The sequence below is a fragment of the Streptomyces sp. 142MFCol3.1 genome (assembly GCF_000424945.1).
GTDB classification, from domain to species: Bacteria; Actinomycetota; Actinomycetes; order Streptomycetales; family Streptomycetaceae; genus Streptomyces; species Streptomyces siamensis.
On the sequence record NZ_AUKV01000012.1, the window covers coordinates 22,122 to 39,852 of the forward strand.

10 protein-coding genes and 1 pseudogene are annotated in these 17,731 nt (G+C 67.5%); 9 read left to right on the forward strand and 2 right to left on the reverse strand.

Annotation, left to right across the window (positions count from 1 at the left end; genetic code table 11):
• Positions 1-50: 50 nt before the first annotated feature.
• From H305_RS0118830 to H305_RS0118860, 7 genes are all read left to right on the forward strand, one after another.
• Positions 51-926 carry a hypothetical protein gene (locus H305_RS0118830; RefSeq protein WP_028801745.1) on the forward strand — a complete coding sequence of 292 codons (876 nt, stop codon included), beginning with the start codon at positions 51-53 and terminating at the stop codon, positions 924-926.
• 88 nt (positions 927-1,014) lie between these two features.
• Complete coding sequence (locus H305_RS0118835) at positions 1,015-2,133, forward strand: hypothetical protein (protein ID WP_028801746.1); 1,119 nt, start codon at positions 1,015-1,017, stop codon at positions 2,131-2,133.
• Entirely contained in the window at positions 2,130-3,647 is a 1,518-nt protein-coding gene (locus tag H305_RS0118840) for a hypothetical protein (RefSeq protein ID WP_028801747.1), read from the forward strand. The genes H305_RS0118835 and H305_RS0118840 overlap by 4 nt, the downstream gene beginning before the upstream one ends.
• On the forward strand, positions 3,644-5,008 hold the full coding sequence (locus tag H305_RS0118845) for an AAA family ATPase (RefSeq protein WP_028801748.1): 1,365 nt from the start codon (positions 3,644-3,646) through the stop codon (positions 5,006-5,008). Before H305_RS0118840 ends, H305_RS0118845 begins: the two co-directional genes overlap by 4 nt.
• A 78-nt stretch (positions 5,009-5,086) precedes the next feature.
• Complete coding sequence (locus H305_RS0118850; protein ID WP_234020956.1) at positions 5,087-8,305, forward strand: BPTD_3080 family restriction endonuclease; 3,219 nt, start codon at positions 5,087-5,089, stop codon at positions 8,303-8,305.
• 89 nt (positions 8,306-8,394) lie between these two features.
• Positions 8,395-11,034 (forward strand): site-specific DNA-methyltransferase, encoded by a 2,640-nt coding sequence (locus tag H305_RS0118855; RefSeq protein ID WP_234020957.1) that lies wholly within the window; start codon positions 8,395-8,397, stop codon positions 11,032-11,034.
• A gap of 119 nt (positions 11,035-11,153) precedes the next feature.
• Positions 11,154-13,919 carry an ATP-dependent helicase gene (locus tag H305_RS0118860; protein ID WP_028801751.1) on the forward strand — a complete coding sequence of 922 codons (2,766 nt, stop codon included), beginning with the start codon at positions 11,154-11,156 and terminating at the stop codon, positions 13,917-13,919.
• 176 nt (positions 13,920-14,095) lie between these two features.
• On the opposite strand, the gene H305_RS0118865 is transcribed toward H305_RS0118860, so the two are convergent.
• Both H305_RS0118865 and H305_RS46400 read right to left on the reverse strand, forming a co-directional pair.
• Complete coding sequence (locus H305_RS0118865) at positions 14,096-14,281, reverse strand: DUF397 domain-containing protein (protein WP_028801752.1); 186 nt, start codon at positions 14,279-14,281, stop codon at positions 14,096-14,098.
• Positions 14,278-15,212 (reverse strand): annotated as a pseudogene (locus tag H305_RS46400) (helix-turn-helix domain-containing protein). Before H305_RS46400 ends, H305_RS0118865 begins: the two are co-directional and overlap by 4 nt.
• Before the next feature lie 169 nt (positions 15,213-15,381).
• Here H305_RS46400 and H305_RS46405 point away from each other — a divergent pair.
• The gene (locus H305_RS46405) at positions 15,382-15,852 is read left to right on the forward strand and encodes an ATP-binding protein (RefSeq protein WP_037764518.1); all 471 of its coding nucleotides are present in this window, start codon (positions 15,382-15,384) and stop codon (positions 15,850-15,852) included.
• A 210-nt stretch (positions 15,853-16,062) separates the two neighbouring features.
• On the forward strand, positions 16,063-16,794 hold the full coding sequence (locus H305_RS0118880; RefSeq protein WP_028801753.1) for a hypothetical protein: 732 nt from the start codon (positions 16,063-16,065) through the stop codon (positions 16,792-16,794).
• Positions 16,795-17,731 lie beyond the last annotated feature (937 nt).

Genomic DNA, 17,731 nt, shown 5'->3' on the forward strand with positions numbered 1-17,731 from the left:
CTCATTGGAAGTTCTTGGCATAGGTTGGTTGCTGCGCTAAGCTGCCCCACATGGCGGCATCACTGGAGGAACTCGAGCAGCGCCTGTCCCACCTGCGCACCGAGCTGCGCGGTGCCGTGCGCGCACGGGACAAGGCCGAAACCGCGCGCATCCGTCGCGCGCTGCGCGAAGCCGAGGCCGCCTGGGAGCACGCCCTCGAGACCGAGGCGGAACCGGACGGCGAGGCACTCCCGGCCGAGCCCCCGGCCCCGCAGGCATCGGCGACCACAGGCGCACCACGCCGCACGGAGCGCCCGGCGCACGGCTCCATCCCGATCCGCGAACAAGTCCACCAGGCGCTCACCCTGCTGGGCGCCCCTGCCTCTCCGAAGCTCATCTCGTCCACGTACGAGGCGTTCTTCACCGAGTCGCTGGTCGCCACCAAACTCGCGTCCCTCCGCCGCGACGAGGAGCGATCCTTCACGGCACAGGGCTATGCCCGCCCGTACTACATCTGCGCGGCACTGACCCACGACCGCCTGGTCCCCGCACGCGGACTCCTAGCCCTGTCCACCTGGCCCGTGGAGCGGCGGATCATCGGCCCACTCAGCCCACGCACCGACTTCCTCATTCACGCGGTGGGAACCGCCGAGCAGATCCAGCGACTCACCACTGCGGGGCATCCGGCCCCAGACGCGGCCTGGCGGCTGCTGCGCCGCTTCGCCCTCACGATCCCGGGCGCCTACGACGCCGCGGCCCCGGAGCCCGACCCCGCCCGCGTGATCGCCGCCGCCCACGCCGAAGCGGCCGTCCACCAGCAGGAGGACGACCAGCAACGGCAAGCGGCCGCGCAGCGCGCCCGTACCCAACTCTCCGACGTACAGCAGCTGTTCGGTGCGGCACCGATGCGTGACGCCCTGCGCGACGCGAGTGGGACCCTGTCCTGACGACCCCTTTCCGACGGATGACGTCAGACGCCTCGCACGCCGGTGAGCTCCTGAAGACGTTCCCGAAGACGTTCCCGAAGTAGAGACGATGCCCTCGCAGCAGTCCGAACCTCCCGACGACCGACTCGCACGGCTGCGTGGACCGCAGCCCCCTCAGCCGTACACCGCCCGCAAGATCACCGCCCTGACCGCCAATCCCGCCTGCGCCCGCCGCGCCGTCCTCGACGCCGCCGGGGTGGACAAGGCACTGCTCGCCCAGCAGGTCGGATACGAGCCGCGCTTCGGCCAGTCCCCCTTCGCCCTCGCCCGCGAACAGGCATTCCACGGCCTCGTGAAGTGGGGCAGCTACGCCGAACTCATCCGGCTGCTGCGCGAGCAGCTCTCCGTCCCCGTAGCGGAGGCCCATGTCACCGACCTCAACGAGGCAGGGGGCAACACTGCCCTGCACCTGCGCGAGCGGGAGACCCGCCGCCTCATCGCGCACGTGGCCTCCGGCCAGGACGTACGCCTCATCCTCGACCGCCCCGTGCTCACCCTCGAAGTCGCCGGTCAGACGGCGTACTTGGAACCGGACGCGCTCACCCACCGCATCGAGGGGAAGTTCCACATCGTCCTGATCCGCTCGTTCGCCGCGATCGACGGCCAGGCCAATCCGACCGCCGTCGCCGAGGCGGCCAAGCAGGCCGCGGTGTACGTCCTCGCCCTGCACCGCGCCTTCGAGACGGCCGGCCTGCCCACCGAGCAGATCTCCCACGAGTTCCTGCTCGTCTGCCCCAAGGACTTCTCCAACCGCCCCTACGGCCGCCTGATCGACCTCCGGCAGGAACTCGACGCCCTCCAGTTCCAGCTCTCCCGGCTGCGGCGCGCAGAGGACCTCGCGGCCCAACTGCCCGAGACGGCAACCCTGGACACGACCCGAAGCGCGGACGAACTCTCCTCTTCCATAGAGGCGTTGGACGCGTCGTACACGCCCTCCTGCCTGTCCTTCTGCGAAATGGCGCGCTACTGCCGCGACGAGGCCGACGGATGCGCCTCGCCGGCCCGCCTGGGCAGCGGCGTGCGCAACGACCTGCCGGGCATCGACTCCACCCGCACCGCGCTCGACTACGTGGACGGCGTCGCCGCCCCCGGAGAGGCCGAGGCGGAAGCCGCCGACCTGCTGCGCGCCGCCGCCCGGCTGCGCCGACTCCGCCGGGGGGCCGCATGAGCGTCCTGTCCACCGTCGCGGCGCTCACGGCGTCCCGCACCGGCCGTGCCGAACCGCTGACGACCGTCCGCCACCAGCACCTGGACGAGAAGCCGTTCGTCCTGGTGCCGCTCACCCTCGCCGGCGAGGCGTGCGCACCCCTGGCCGCGCTGGCGGGTACGGACCCCGAGCACCCGACCCTCCTCACCGTCCGCCAGCCGCGCAACCGCGCCGAACGCTTCCGGTTCGCCGAGCGCCTGGCCGCACTCCTCCTCGCGTACATCGACGGGTGCCGGACGGAGACGGAGCCCTACACCGTCGGCCGCGGCAAGGAGAAGGAGGAACGCCTGCGCTTCCAGCGGGCTCCGCAGCTCCTCGTCCCGAACGGCGAGGGCATCGCGTACGTGCGCCTGCTCGGCCGGCTGACCAGACTGCGCGCCACCGAGGGGCCGTACGCGGTCGACCCATCCGTGCCCACCCTCGGCAAGTGGCTGACCTGGTTCGCGGACCTGGCCGAGTTCCCGGACTCCGGTGTGATGCTCGCGATGACACGGCTGCTCGCCGCCAACTGGGCCACCGGCCAGAGTTCTTCCGAGGACTCCCACCTCGCGTCCCTGCTCTCCTGGATTGATCCACCGGAGGACAACGACGGCGCGCGGGCGGCACGGGAGGCGGAGGACCCCGCTGTGTGGCCGCCGGCCGGTCCGTCCACGGACCCGGTCTTCGACCGGACCCTGCACGAGTTGATGACGCGCTACGACGAGGCGTCCGACGACCGCGGACGCGAGGCGGTCGGCCGCCAGATCGACCGTGAGCTGAGCGGCCAGATGCTTCCCACCTGGCGGCTGATGTGGCACGGCGTGGAACTGCTCCGCGGGCTGCCGGAGGGCACCCACGTCTCCGACCGCTGGTCCCGAGACCGGCGCTGGTTCTCCGAGTACGCCGAGTACCTGGACGCCGACGGCCGCCCGCAGGCCCGCCGCGACCAGGCCGTCCGAGCCGCCCGCCGCCTGGCCCGGCTGGAGGACGCGGTCACCCGCTACGAGGCGGAGCGCGCGTTCGACGACCCGCTGGTGATGGCGGAGTACGAGCTGACCGGCGAGGCGTTCACGGGCACGGTGACGGCCAGGGACGAGGACCGCTTCGCCCCCGGCGACCGTCCCGGCTCCCAGGTCTGGCGCCCGACGATCAGCCTGCGCACCGGCACCGACGCCCGCGTCGCCCTCGCGGTCGGCACGGAGGTGAAGTCCCCTGCCCGGCCCCGCCAGGAGGCCCGCATCCTCGAAGTCAGACAGGAGGACGACGGCGGCCACACCGTGGTGCTCCAGCTCAAGGGCGGCTTCGACAGGAAGCGCACACCGCCGGCACCGCCCGGCACGCTCGCGGAGACCGGCGAGGAGCTGACGTACACCACGCTCAACCCCACGGCCATGCCGTCCGCCCTGCCCGACGAGGAGAACACCCCCTGGACCCACGGCGGTCCGCCCCATCCGTACGAACCCACCGACGAGGACGCAGAGGAGACCTGGGAATGACCGCCCTCCTTCCTGACACCGGGGAGCCCGAAGCTCTCACCCCCGGCGAACGCGCGGACCGGGCGGTCGCGGGGATCCTGGCCAGCCTCGACACCGCGCCCGGCCGGGGCGTCGTCGTTGACTCGCCTCCCGGAGCCGGCAAGTCCACGCTGGTGGTGCGGGCCACCGGGCACCTGACGTCCGCAGGCCACCAGCTCATGATCGTCGCGCAGACCAACGAACAGGTCGACGACCTGGTGGACCGCATCGCGCGGGAGCATCCCGGCCTGGCACTCGGCCGCCTCCACGCCGGTGGCCACGTCCTCCCGCCCCGCGTCACCCGGCACCCCAACGTCACCGGGAGCAGCCAGGTGACGGACCTGCGTGACCTGCCCGTCGTGGTGTCCACCGCGAAGAAGTGGTCGTTCGTCACCCCGGACAAGTGCGTGCCGTGGCGGTGGGCCATCGTCGACGAGGCGTACCAGATGCGCTCGGACGGGCTCCTGGCGACGGCCCCGCTGTTCGCCCAGGCCGACTCGCAGGTCCTCTTCGTCGGCGACCCCGGCCAGCTCGACCCCTTCGCCACTGTGGAGTCCGACCGCTGGCACGGCCTGACCTGGGACCCCCTGCGCAACGCGGTCGACGTCACCCTCGCCCACAACCCCGACCTCCTCCGCCACCAGCTCCCCGTCTCCTGGCGCCTGCCGGAGACGGCGGCGCCCCTGGTCGAGGAGGCCTTCTACCCCTTCTACCGGTTCGTCCCCGGCACGACAGCACCGGAGCGCGTGCTGTCGTACGCCAGCCTCCCCCACGGCTCCGGCCCGCTGGACGACGTCCTCGCCCGAGCCGCCGACTCCGGCTGGGGCCACCTGGAACTCCCCGGCCGCCACACCCTGGACCAGGACCCGGAGGTGGCGGATGCCCTCGCGGAGACGGCGGCCCGGCTGCTGGAGCGCGGCGCGCTGGTCAACGGCGACCCCCTGACGGCGGACCGCATCGCGATCGGCACGGCACGCACCGTGCAGGCGGACGCGGTCCGCTCCCGCCTCGCCGCCCACGGCCTGACCGGCATCACCGTGGACACCGCCAACCGCCTCCAGGGCCGCGAGTTCGACGTCACCCTCGTCTGGCACCCGTTGTCCGGCCGCCAGGACGCCTCCGCCTTCCACCTGGAGACGGGCCGCCTGTGCGTCCTGCTCTCCCGGCACCGCTTCGCCTGCATCGTGGTGGCCCGCGCCGGCATCCGGGACCCGTTGGACCGGCATCCGCGGAGCAGCCCTGTGTACCTGGATGTGCCGCCTAAGTTTCCGGATGGGTGGCGGGCACATCAGGTGGTTATGGGGCATTTGGAGCGGGGGGAGCACCGGGTGCGGGCGACGTGATCATGGGACGAATGGGGTCATTGTCGGTGGCAGACTGTACGGTCCACGCAGACGTGGCGTGAGGGAGATATCCAGAACATGGCAGCAGTGATCGAGAACCCGATCATCAATTCGCCGTACGCGGAACCGGCCTGGCACTGGGAGCTGGACCAGCGGGGCCAGCCGACCGGCGAGCGGGTTGCCGGCCGCCGCCCGAGCGAGACCTGGATGCCTGTACCGCGTGCCAGGAAGGGGCGCAAGACCGGCGCCGGTGTTCAGCACGAGTTGTTTCTCGACGGCATCCTGGAGGAGCGCAAGGGCCAGGACGTCATCGGCAACATCCGAGCCGAGGTCTCCCGGTGGCGCCAGGCCGGGTATCCGAACATCACGCCCACGACTCGTCGTCTTCTGGAGTACTGGACGGACGCGACCCGGGAGCGGAAGCTGTTCTTCGCCCAGGTGGAAGCCGTCGAGACCGCCATATACCTGACCGAGGTGGGCACGAAGCTCGGCAAGACGTGGATCGGTGCCCACCTGGACGAGGCCAACCAGGAGCACAACGCCGGCCTGCCCAGAGTCGCTCTGAAGATGGCGACGGGCGCGGGCAAGACCGTGGTGATGGCGATGCTGATCGCCTGGAACACCCTGAACAAGGTCGCCGGCCCGCAGGACCGCCGGTTCGCCAAGCGCTTCCTCCTGGTGGCGCCCGGTGTGACCATCCGGGACCGGCTGCGCGTGCTGATGCCCTCCGACCCGAACAACTACTACAAGGAGCGGGACATCGTCCCGGCGGACCTGTGGGGTGCGCTCGGTCAGGCTCAGGTGGCGATCACCAACTACCACACGTTCATGCTCCGGACGACGCGGGAGGGTCAGGGACTCGCGTCCAAGACCAAGAAGCTGCTCCTGGCCAGGTCCAAGGACGACCCCTTCATCGAGACGCCCGCCATGATGGTCAACCGGGTCCTGCGCGATCTGGGCGGGAGCAAGGGGGAGATCATCGTCTTCAACGACGAGGCTCACCACTGCTACCAGACCCGCGGGGCCGCCCTGGAGGGGGCCGTCACCGTGGATGAGCTGAAGGGGGAGGAGAAGAAGCAGGCCGAGGAGGAGAACAAGCACGCTCGTCAGTGGTTCGACGGTCTGAACCACATCATGCGCAAGACCGGCATCAAGACCGTCTACGACCTCTCCGCGACCCCCTTCTACCTGAACGGCTCGGGCTACCCGGAGGGCACCCTCTTCCCGTGGGTAGTCAGCGACTTCGGACTCCTGGACGCCATCGAGTCGGGCCTCGTCAAGATCCCGCGTGTACCGGTGGACGACGACGCGGAACACAAGGACGTCTCGTACCTGAACCTGTGGGAGCACATCAGGGACAAGATGCCGACGCGCGCCCAGAAGCCGGAGACGCTCGCGGACAAGACGCTCCCCCCTGTACTGGAAGGTGCCGCCCACAGCCTGTACCGGAACTACGCGCAGGCGTTCGCTCGGTGGGAGGAGGAGACCCGGGGCACCGGATCCACACCCCCGGTGTTCATCATCGTCTGCAACAACACGACGGTCTCAAAGTGGGTGTACGACCAGATCGCCGGACACGAGCTCCCGGACGCGGACGGTCTCGGCAAGCCGGGCATGCTGGAACACTTCTCCAACTACGACGCCCAGGGCCGCCGCTATGCCGTCCCGCGCACCATCCTGGTCGACTCGGCGCAGCTGGAGTCCGACAACCCCCAGCTCGACGCCCAGTTCAAGGCAGCGGCGGCCGAGGAGCTGGAGGCGTTCAAGGAGGAGTACCGCATCCGGTTCCCGGACCGCGACGTGGAGGCGCTGAAGGACGCCGATCTGTTGCGCGAGGTCCTGAACACCGTCGGTAAGCAGCGCAAGCTCGGGCAGGACGTGCGGTGCGTGGTGTCCGTGTCCATGCTGACGGAGGGCTGGGACGCCAACACGGTCACGCACATCCTCGGGGTCCGAGCCTTCGGCAGTCACCTGCTGTGCGAGCAGGTGGTGGGCCGCGGCCTGCGCCGCATCTCGTACGCGGTCAACGAGGAGGGGCTGCTGGAACCGGAGTACGCGGACGTGTACGGCATCCCGTTCCAGTTCATCCAGACCGATCCGAACCGGGAGCTGAGGTCCAAGCCTCGACCGGAGCCGAAGCACGTCCGGGCCATGAGGGACCGGGAGGATCTGCGCATCACTTTCCCTTGTCTGGAGGGATACCGGGTGGAGGTGGAGGAGGCGCAGTTCTACGCGGACTTCACCGACGCGGAGCCGTTCAAGGTCGACGAGGGCGTCGCCACGCGGGCCGATGTGGAGGGCATCGTCGGCGAGCAGGCCCGGCACACGCTGGTCGACGGCCGTGACATCCGTGTGCAGCAGGTCGCCTTCCACCTGGCCAAAGTGGCGCTGGAGTTGCTGGAGGACCCGAAACGGGGGCGCAAGCCGTGGATGTTCCCGAACCTGGTACGGCTCGCCAAGGACTGGATCACGCACTGTGTCGGCACGGACAACCAGCGTGCCCTGGCGATCATCTCCCAGGTCTCCGAGGAGCGGCAGCGGGCGGCTGAGTTGTTCTTCGCCGCGCTGAACCGCCAGGAAGGCGACAACACGTCCAAGGTGCTGCCCATCTTCGCGCGCTACGCGCCGGAGGGCTCCACGGACAACGTGGACTTCTACACCACCAAGGCGGTCTACGAGGCCGACGAGGACAAGTCGCCGGTGAACTACGTCGTGCTCGACGGGATAGACGGCAACACGTGGGAGCAGATCCTGGCCATGCTGCTCGACGGCAACAAGAACGTGCAGTCTTATGTCAAGAACGACCACCTGGAGTTCGCGATCCCCTATCTCTTCGCGGGGCGTACGCATCGGTATCTGCCCGACTTCATCGTCCGGCTGAAGCCCCGGGACGAGGATGACGAGCAGCGCCACCTGATCGTGGAGGTCTCGGGTTCGCGCAAGTCGGCCGGCAAGCGGGCGGTGAAGGCGGAGACCGCGCGGATGTGGTGCGCGGCCGTGAACAACCACGGCGGCTTCGGCAAGTGGGGCTATGTCGAGCTGTCGCAGAACCCGACCACGTTCAAGTCCGGCCTGGCGGCCGCGATCGAGTCGCTCTACGGCGACGGGGCGTTGACGGGTCTGCGCGAAGAAGGGCTCAAGAGCGTGGACAGGCTCAAGAGCGACGATGACGAAGCGGACTGGGGCGACGACGACTACCCCTGGGACGACGACCTGTTCAGCGCGGCGCGCGAGGCCGAGGGCGAATCCCGGCAGCGGCGGCAGCACGACGGCAACGACGACGAGGAAGGGAAGTAAGCACGATGGCCGCTCCCCGGAAGCGCAGTGCGAAGACCGCCGCGAACAGCACCAAGGCCGTGCAGGCCATAAAGCATGAGGAAACACGAGTGAACAACCCGACGGCGGACGCGTTCGACCTGGTCACGGAAGCGGTCGAGGCTGCCATGACCTGGCGTGGCAAGCGCGATTTTGCCAAGGACCCCCAGCTTGTCTGGAAGGGCAAGGACGAGCAGGACCGCGAGGACCTGGAGGTCCCGGCCCCTCCGATCTTCCGCCAGGAGCGGATCGAGCCGCGCTACCTCGTCAAGCAGCTGATGGACGAGACGAAGAGGCGGCGGGAGAGCGAGGGAGGTGAGAGCGCCGGGGAGGAACTCTCGCTCTTCGGTACCGAGTTCTTCGACGACGGTATCCCGGACGAGTTGGACAAGGTCGACTGGTACAACCACCAGATGAACTGGACCAACCGCATGATCCTGGGGGACTCGCTCCAGGTGATGGCGAGCCTTGCGGAGCGGGAGAATCTGCGGGGCAAGGTTCAGATGGTGTACATCGATCCGCCGTATGGGATCAAGTTCAACTCGAATTGGCAGGTATCCACACGATCACGCGACGTTAAGGACGGCAATCTAGCATCCGTCACAAAAGAAGTAGAACAGCTTCGCGCCTTCCGCGACACCTGGGAGTTGGGAATCGACTCCTATCTCTCCTACCTACGTGACCGATTGACCGCATCCCGAGATCTCTTGACCGAGTCAGGGTGCATTTTCGTGCAGATAGGGGATGAAAATCTCCATCTCGTTCGATCAATCCTAGACGAAGCTTTTGGAGCGGAGAACTTCGTCAGCTGCATCACAGTAACCAAGACTTCAGGGGCGACTTCGCAATATTTGGCCGGAGTTGCCGATTTCATTCTGATGTACGCACGGAACTATGCAGCCCTCAAGTTCCGGCCCATCTGGATCGAAGCACGTGACTCGCGAACGGGGTACAAGTGGGTACAGGAGGAAAACGGGAGGCGCAGAAGTGCATCTCGTGAGGAACTTCGAGACGAGTTCAGTCTCCCTGAAGGGGCTCGGATCTACCAGCCAGACAACTTGACCAGCCAGCGCCCCCCTGGTGATTTCCCCGTAGAGTTCGAAGGAAAGATCTACAAGCCACGCGTCGGCTACTGGAAAACTGGCGAAGAGGGAATGAAGCGACTCATTCTCGCCGGCAGGATCCATTCCGCTCAAAATAGTCTGCGCTATATTCGCACAAAAGACGATTTCCCCTACAGAGGCGTCAATAACGTCTGGACCGATATGGGAACCGGGAACTTTACCGAGGACAAGGTCTACGTCGTTCAAAGCGCCACGAAGCTCGTCGAACGTTGCATGCTGATGGCAACAGACCCCGGCGACCTGGTTCTCGACCCTACCTGCGGTTCTGGTACCACCGCCTACGTTGCCGAGCAGTGGGGCCGCCGATGGATCACCATCGACACATCCCGTGTCGCGATCGCTCTCGCCCGGCATCGCCTCATGGGTGCCAAGTACCCCGCCTACCTCCTCTCCGACTCCCCTGAAGGAAAGGCCAAGGAAGCCGAACTCAGCCAACAGCCTCTCGACCGCTCGCCCTCAAAGCACGACATCCGCCGCGGCTTCGTCTACGAGCGCGTCCCCCACATCACGCTGAAGTCGATCGCGAACAACCCCGACATCAAGGAGGGGATGACCCGCGACCAGATCGACAAGGCGATCAAGAAGCATGCCGAGTTCGAGACGCTGTACGACCGCCCCTACGAGAACAAGAAGGCCGTCCGCGTCGCCGGCCCCTTCACCGTCGAGTCGCTCTCGCCGCACCGCTCCGTCTCCTTCGACCAGGACGTCCCCGCCTCCGAGAAGGCCGCCGAGATGATGCCGTCCGGCGCCTCGTACGAGGAGACGATCCTGGAGCACGTCAAGAAGGCAGGCGTGCAGAACGGCTACCGGAACGAGCGGCTGGAGTTCGAGTCGGTCGAGCCGGTGTCCGGGCGGATACTGACCGCCGTCGGCATCCGCAAGGACGCCGAGGAGGGGACACCGGCCCGCGTCGGTATCGCGCTCGGCCCCGAGTACGGAACCGTCGACTCCCTCTTCATCAAGAACGCGGCCCGTGAAGCCCTCCGGTTCGGCGAGATCGATCTTCTGCTCATCCTCGGTTTCGCCTTCGACGCGAACGCGACCGAGGCGACCAACGAGATCAATCAGGAGCGAGGCGAGTTCTCCGTCATCCAGCAGCGTCAGGTCGGCAAGATGGCCGTGCTCAACGTCCGTATGAACCCGGACCTCGCCATGGGCGACGAACTCGCCAACACAGGCGCCGGAAACCTGTTCACGGTCTTCGGTGAGCCCGACATCGAGCTGACGGAGACGAGCGACGGCCAGCTCGTCGCCGTGATCAAGGGACTCGACATCTACAACCCGACGACGGGTGACGTCCGCGCCGAGGGTCCTGACGACATCATGATGTGGTCGATCGACACGGACTACGACGCCGAGGCCTTCATCGTGCGCCACGTCTACTTCTCGGGCGAGAACGGGAAGTCCACGGGGCTCAACCCGTACGAGCGGCTCGGCAAGGCGCTCAAGGGGCAGATCGACGAGGAGGCTCTGGCCACCCTCTTCACCACGAAGTCCCGCCCCTTCCCCAAGCCCGAGTCCGGCCGCATCGCCGTCAAGGTCGTCAACTACTACGGCGACGAAGTCCTCAAGGCCATCGACATCTGACACCACCGGGTGGGGTGCGTACCGCCACGAGACGCACCCCACCCGCCACCGACCACGCCACACGAAAGCACCACGTCACCGCACCAGCACCAGCACAACAGCCAGTTTCGGGGGGAACAGTGCAGTTCACGGACGCCCAGCGCACCGCCATCGACACCCACGACGACAACCTCCTCATCGTCGCCTGCGCCGGTTCCGGCAAGACGGAGGTGATCTCGCAGCGGATCGCCCGCCTGCTCGGACGGCCCGGTGTCCAGCCCAGGAACATCGTCGCCTTTACCTTCACCGAGAAGGCCGCAGGCGAGTTGAAGGAGCGTGTGCACACGCGGATCCGTGAACTCCACGGCGAGGTGCACGGCCTCGCCGAGATGTACATCGGCACCATGCACGGCTACGCCCTCGACCTACTGCACAGCCACGTGCCCGAGGCGTTCAAGTACAACGTCCTCAACGACGTGCAGACCCGCCTGATCATCGACAAGTACAGCACTCAGTCAGGGCTGACCACGACGAACGCGATCGTCCAGGGAACCCCGAAGCCCCTGCGGCGCTGGGTCAACTCCAAGCTGTACCAGCAGGTCATGTCGATCCTCCGGGAGGACGACGTGGATCTGGACGGGCTCCGCTCCGACGTGGCGGACGGGCTCGACAAGTACATGCAACTGCTCAGCGACCGCGCGTACTTCGACTACACAGCCATCCTCCACAACACCGCGGTCCTGCTCAACGACGACAACGACGAGGGCGACGAGTCCGTCCTGAGCCTCCAACGGCATGTCAAGGAGACCGTCAGGTACGTCGTCGTCGACGAGTACCAGGACACCAACCCGGTCCAGGAGCAGCTGATCCGCGGGCTCACCCGCCACGGGGCGAACCTCTGCGTGGTCGGTGACGACGACCAGACGATCTACCAGTGGCGCGGCAGTGCCGTCGAAAACATCCTCACGATCGAGAACCGCTACCCGGGCGTCCGCCGAGCCACGCTGAACGAGAACTTCCGCTCCAGCCCCGCCATCGTCGACCTCGCACGCCGCGTTGTCGAGCAGATTCCGCCTGGCGAACGCCTTAACAAGGCGATGACGGCGGCGGGGCACCAGACCTTCGAGCGCGGCGACCTGCTGGCACTCGAATTCCCGGACACGGAGGCGGAGGCCGGCTGGCTCGTGGACCGCATGGAGCGGCTACGCGGCGTGCCGTTCCAGGACCGGGAAGGCAGCGAGCCCCGGGGACTCGACTGGTCCGACTTCGCCGTCCTGTTCCGCTCCGTGAAGGCCGACGCCGGCCCGCTCGTCGAAGAGCTCCGACGCCGCGACATCCCGTATGTCATCAAGGGCCTGACCAAGCTCTTCGAGACGCCGGAGGTGCAGGCGGCCGTCAGCTGCTTCCGGTTCGTCGCGGGGGAGGCCGACGAGCAGGACGTGATCGACGCATGGGTCGACGCCGGCGTCGGGCTCACGGAGGGCGATGTCCGCGCCGGACTCCCCGTGCTCACCGCGGCCATGCGGTGGGACGCGTCCAAGCCCTGGGACTCCACCACGCTCCAAGGCGTCTTCCTTGATTTCCTCGAAGCCGTGGAGCTGCGCGAAGAGCGTGTTCCGCGCGAGCGGGGCGAGCTCGTCTACTACAACCTCGGTCGCTTCTCCACCGCGATCGGGGACTTCGAGCGCATCCATCTCACCAGCGAGCCCCAGCAGCGATTCGACGCGTTCGCCAAGTGGGTCGAGTACCAGGCTCCCGACTACTACGAGGAGTCCGACGGGGACAACGGCTACGCCCAGCCCAACGCCGTCGTCATCGCCACCGTCCACCAGGCCAAGGGCATGCAGTGGCCGGCCGTCTTTCTGCCCGCCCTGCGCAAGAACACCTTTCCCGCCTCCGGCCGGGGCGGACTTGGCGTATTCCATGTGGTCGAAGAGAGCCTCGTCCCGGGCGCGGCCCGCTACCGGGGCACCGAGGCGGACGAGCGCCGCCTGTTCTACGTCGCTGTCACCCGCGCCCAGAAGTACCTGGCACTCTCCTTCGCCCCCACGGAGAAGCGCACGGGCAAGAAGCGTTCGGACTTCTTCAACGAGGCCACGCAGGTGCACACCGTCCTGACCCGCGAGGTCCGCCCTTCCTCCGACGGACGGCTCACGCCGACCCCCATGCGCGGTATCCCCGAGGTCGTCATGTCCTTCTCGGACCTGAAGTACCTCTTCGAGTGCCCGTACTCCTTCAAGCTCCGTCTTCTGTACGGCTTCGACTCGCCTCTGCAGAAGGAACTCGGCTTCGGCAAGTCGCTCCATGACGTCATGGCGGAGATCCACAAACGGGCCATCGAGGGCGACATCGCTGCCCCGGAGGAGGCGGAGGACCTGGTGGACCGCCACCTCAACCTCCCCTTCGCGAACAAGGCGGCGGCCGACCAGCTCCGCCCCGCCGCCGAGACGGCCGTGCGGCGCTACCTGGAACGTCACGGCGCGACCCTGCACCAGACGAGATACTCCGAGCAGCCCGTCGAGATCCACCCGGTTCCCGGCGTCACCGTGACCGGCCGTGTCGACCTGATCAAGCGACTGGACACGAACGAGACATCGGTCGTCGACTTCAAGTCGAGCGAGCGCGCCCAAGCCGAGAACCTCACCCGTGACCAACTGCACCTGTACGTGCTCGGGTATCGGGAGCTGACGGGCCAGAACGCGGATGTCGTAGAGGTCCTCAACCTCGACAAGGCGGGGCGTGACACGCGCGAAATGGTGGACCCCGAGGTCATGACCGACCTCAGCAAGCGGGTCACCGAGGCTGCCGATTCTTTGCGCACGAACCGGCTCCTCCGCCTGGACAGTTGGTGTTCGTCCTGCGCCGGCTGCGACTTCGCGGGTATCTGCCGAAGCCGCGAAAGCTGACGGGACTCTGCCATCCCATTTGAAAGTCCGGTCGTGGCCTGTGCGAGGGCATGGAAGGGGCCCGGCCCCAGTTGGGCGTACGTGGCTCGGTACGCGGCGTTTAGCGCCGGTGTGATGCGGGATCGGGCGGCACCGCTCCCGCATCACCTGTCATCGGCCATCGACGCCTACACCGCTCAAACCTCCGTCACGAACCCCACGAACCGCGACCACCCCTCACGCCCCACCGCGAAGTGAGGGCGCGTCACGTCCTTGGAGTCCCGTACGCAGATGGCCTGTTCGGTGACGGCGACCTCGACGCAGTCGTCGCCCTGGGTGCCGCTGTAGCTGGACTTGAACCAGGCGAGTTCCGTCGTGCTCATAGCTCTCCTCGCAGTCGCTCCAACAGACCCCGTGAGTCTTTGGGGTTCAGGGCCTGCGAGCGCAGTGTGTCATAGCGCTGGTAGAGGAGGCTCGCCTCTTTCGGGTCGGAGATCAGGCGGCCGTTCTACTGCCCCTCGGAGTACGCGAGCCGCTGCCGCTTCGGAGTCTCCAGAAGCGCACCGGGCCATCCAGACATGCATGGAACTCCGTGTCCACCGGCATGATCTGCAACGTCACGTTGCGCGGCGCGGTCAACTCCAGGACATGGTCGTACAAGCCCCGCATCACATCCGCCCCGCCGAGCCGACGCCTGAGCACATGCTCCTCGACGATGAAGCTGAAGGGGACGTTGTGCCGCGCACGCAGCAGCTTCTGTCGATCGAGCCGCGCGACGAGCTGGTCCTCCAACTCCTGGTCCGACAGCAGCGGGATGCTGTTGTCGAACACGGCCCTGGCATACCCCTCCGACTGCAACAACCCCGGCACCAACCTGCACTCATACGTACACAGGCTCACCGCCACCCGCTCCAGCCGAGCCCACTCCCGGAACCAGGCCGCGAGCCCCACATCCCCCCGCCCTCGCCTCACGTACTTCGACGACTTCCGCAACGCGCCTGTGTTCCCGAGGAGTTCCTCCGACCGCACCACGTACGACTCGTCGGGCATCCGCCGCCCCAGCTCCACCGACTCCACGGTGTGCTTGGAGAAGCGCACCAGGTCCGCGAACTCGGCCCTGCTGTAGCCCGCGTGCTCGCGCAGCGCCTGCTGGACGGCACCCCACGTCCGCAGGCTGTCCGAGGGGTCGGGCTCGCGATCCGGCTCACAGGCGGCCAGGTCGTCGCCGTCAGGACCACCGTCATGACTCCCGTCGCGGCCGTTGCCGCCGCCGTGGTCGCTGCCTACGATGTCGATGTCGATGCCGCCCGTCATCCGCGGCCACCTCCGATTCCGTACACGCACTGTCCGTCGTCTCTGCGCCCGACGGCACCCAGAGTGACGGACCGCGCTGCGTACCGTCCACGGAATGTGCCCGTACCCTGACGTACCGTACGGGCCGGGCGCCTGGAACACGCCCCCGCGCGCCCGTCACCGTGGCCTCATGAACGCAACCACACCCCAACTCTCCGCAACCGTACGCACGTTCTCACTGCTCTTGTCATCCACCCGCCGCGGAGCCCGCCTCGCCCGTCTGCTCGCCGTCGAACAGCTCCGCGCCTGGGAAGTGTCACCCGGGGTCACCGAGCGCGCCGAACAGATCGTGGCGGAACTCGCCGGCAACGCCGCCCTGCACGGCCGCGTCCAGGAACGCGACTTCCGCCTCGTCCTCACCCTCGACACCGGCACCCTCCGCATCGCCGTCACCGACACCCGTGGCGATCGACTCCCGCTCCTGTCGGCCTCGGCAGACGGAGGCCCTCTCCCCGACGCCGAGTCGGGTCGAGGCCTCCTCCTGGTCGCCGCCTTGGCCGACCGTTGGGGCACGGACCCGTATCCGCCCGGCAGCAAGACAGTCTGGGCCGAATGCGCCCGTGAGCCCCACGGCCCGGACACGCACAGCGGGCGTACCTGACCGCGACGGCCGGGCGCGGTTCACCCGCTACGCGGCACGCGGCTGAGCACAACCCTCGGCCACGACTCAGGAGTTCAAGCCAGACGTCTGGATGAACCGCCACCGCGACGGCTCCAATCTCGAAACCGGTAGGCGCTGTCGGGGAAAACGTCCCAGAACCGGCTGCCTGAGTGGGAGACTTGGGGCCTAACGACCCAAGGAGTTCAAAGCGTGGCAACAGATGCCCACGGCGGACCTGTGCCGGCAGAAGACGGACGTGGGCAGCGAGTCCTCGACCTCCTGGACAAGGCGATCGACAGCCAGAGCATACTGGTGCGCAAGAACATAGCCCGGGCCCGCCAACGGACCCCGGAGGCGACGCCGGCACAGGTGATCCGCAATCTGGAGCGGATGTACCTCAGCGCCTTGACCGGGACCGGTGCCGCAGTCGGAGGAACCGCAGCCGCGCCCGGCGTCGGCACGGGAGTCGCACTGGCACTCTCGGCAGGTGAGGCGCTCTCGTCCCTTGAACTGAGCGCCCTCTTCGCGCTCTCGCTCGCCGAGGTCCACGGAGTCCCCATCGACGAGATCGAGCGCCGCCGAACGATCGTGATGGGAATCATGCTCGGCGGGAGTGGCTCCGCCACCATCACCAAGGTCGCCGAGCGTACGGGGCAACACTGGGGACGTCAGGTTGTCGCCAAGGTACCGGCCGAGACGTTGCGTCAGATCAACAAGATCCTGGGAAAGAACTTCATCACGAAGTACGGGACCAAGCAGGGGATCATCGTTCTCGGTCGAGTGGCACCGTTCGGTATCGGCGCTGTGATCGGTGGTGGTGCCAACGCCGCCATGGCCACTCTGACTGTGAGGGCCGGTCGTCGCGCCTTTGGCCCGCCCCCGACGTCGTGGCCAGGGCTGACGTCCAGCACGCCGCCCACGTCCGAGAACCCGCCTGGCTGACCCTCGGTGCACTGAAATTACGTCGAGCACCCCGCCACCGCCATCGCAGTCGATTACGGCGCGTCCAGCGCCTACGTGGTTGCCGCGAGGCCGCTCGCTCCGGGCCATCGGGGCGAGTTCACGCGGAACGTCCCGTCCGCGATATCCCACGTGATGCGAGCCGAGACCGGCAGGACACGGCAGCAGGCACGGTAGACATCAGCTCAGCCAAGGGGGTGCTTGTGGGCGACGGAGGGTTCAACCGCACGTGTTTGAAGTGCCGCAACTCCATCGAGGTCGACCAGGACGGGCGCGTGGTCGCCCATGACAGGCCGATAAGTCGTCTCCCCTGCTATGCCTCCGGTCAGCTCGCCGCACTTGTGTCGGTCGAGTGGGGGCCCGGGCCTCGACGTAACCGGCGGACTACGGGCAGGGACAAAGGGCGCGGGCGTGCCTTGCGGGAGAAGACCGAGTACCTCAAGCCCCCTGAGTGGCTGCCGAATTATCGGGGTGAGCACCTGCCGACAATCGGCCTGCCCGCCAAAGGGTGGTTCGGTGTCTGGTTCCCGGCTCACACGATGTGGGAGCACGAACGGAAACTGTCCGGCTGGGTCGGAAGCGATAGATCGTTCCGGTGGGACAGCCGCGAGGGGTGCTGGACGGTGGCCAGCGCTCACTTCCCCCACATCAGCCGGGAGCTGCTCCGCAGGTATCCGAGCGTCCTCATCGGCCGTGAGTACAACCCGCGTGAAAGGTGCAACTCGTCCTGCCAGAACGCCCAGGGCTTCCTGTGCACCTGCTCCTGCCGTGCCAAGTACCACGGCCGTGGTAAATGGCGAAGCGGGTGGAGGACTCTGGGCGAGTTCAGCGGTCGGCGCGCGGGGAGGCCGTGGCACTGGATGGCCGTTGCCGTTGATGGCTGATCACCTCGGCACCCGCTCGCGGAGCGAGTCTGCGC

Bases quoted from the DNA above. Each gene is read 5' to 3' on its own strand.
- H305_RS46405 (WP_037764518.1), top strand. From the start codon at position 15,382: ATGAACGCAACCACACCCCAACTCTCCGCAACCGTACGCACGTTCTCA.
- H305_RS0118850 (WP_234020956.1), top strand. From the start codon at position 5,087: ATGGCAGCAGTGATCGAGAACCCGATCATCAATTCGCCGTACGCGGAA.
- H305_RS0118835 (WP_028801746.1), top strand. From the start codon at position 1,015: ATGCCCTCGCAGCAGTCCGAACCTCCCGACGACCGACTCGCACGGCTG.
- H305_RS0118840 (WP_028801747.1), top strand. From the start codon at position 2,130: ATGAGCGTCCTGTCCACCGTCGCGGCGCTCACGGCGTCCCGCACCGGC.
- H305_RS0118865 (WP_028801752.1), bottom strand. From the start codon at position 14,281: ATGAGCACGACGGAACTCGCCTGGTTCAAGTCCAGCTACAGCGGCACC.
- H305_RS0118830 (WP_028801745.1), top strand. From the start codon at position 51: ATGGCGGCATCACTGGAGGAACTCGAGCAGCGCCTGTCCCACCTGCGC.
- H305_RS0118845 (WP_028801748.1), top strand. From the start codon at position 3,644: ATGACCGCCCTCCTTCCTGACACCGGGGAGCCCGAAGCTCTCACCCCC.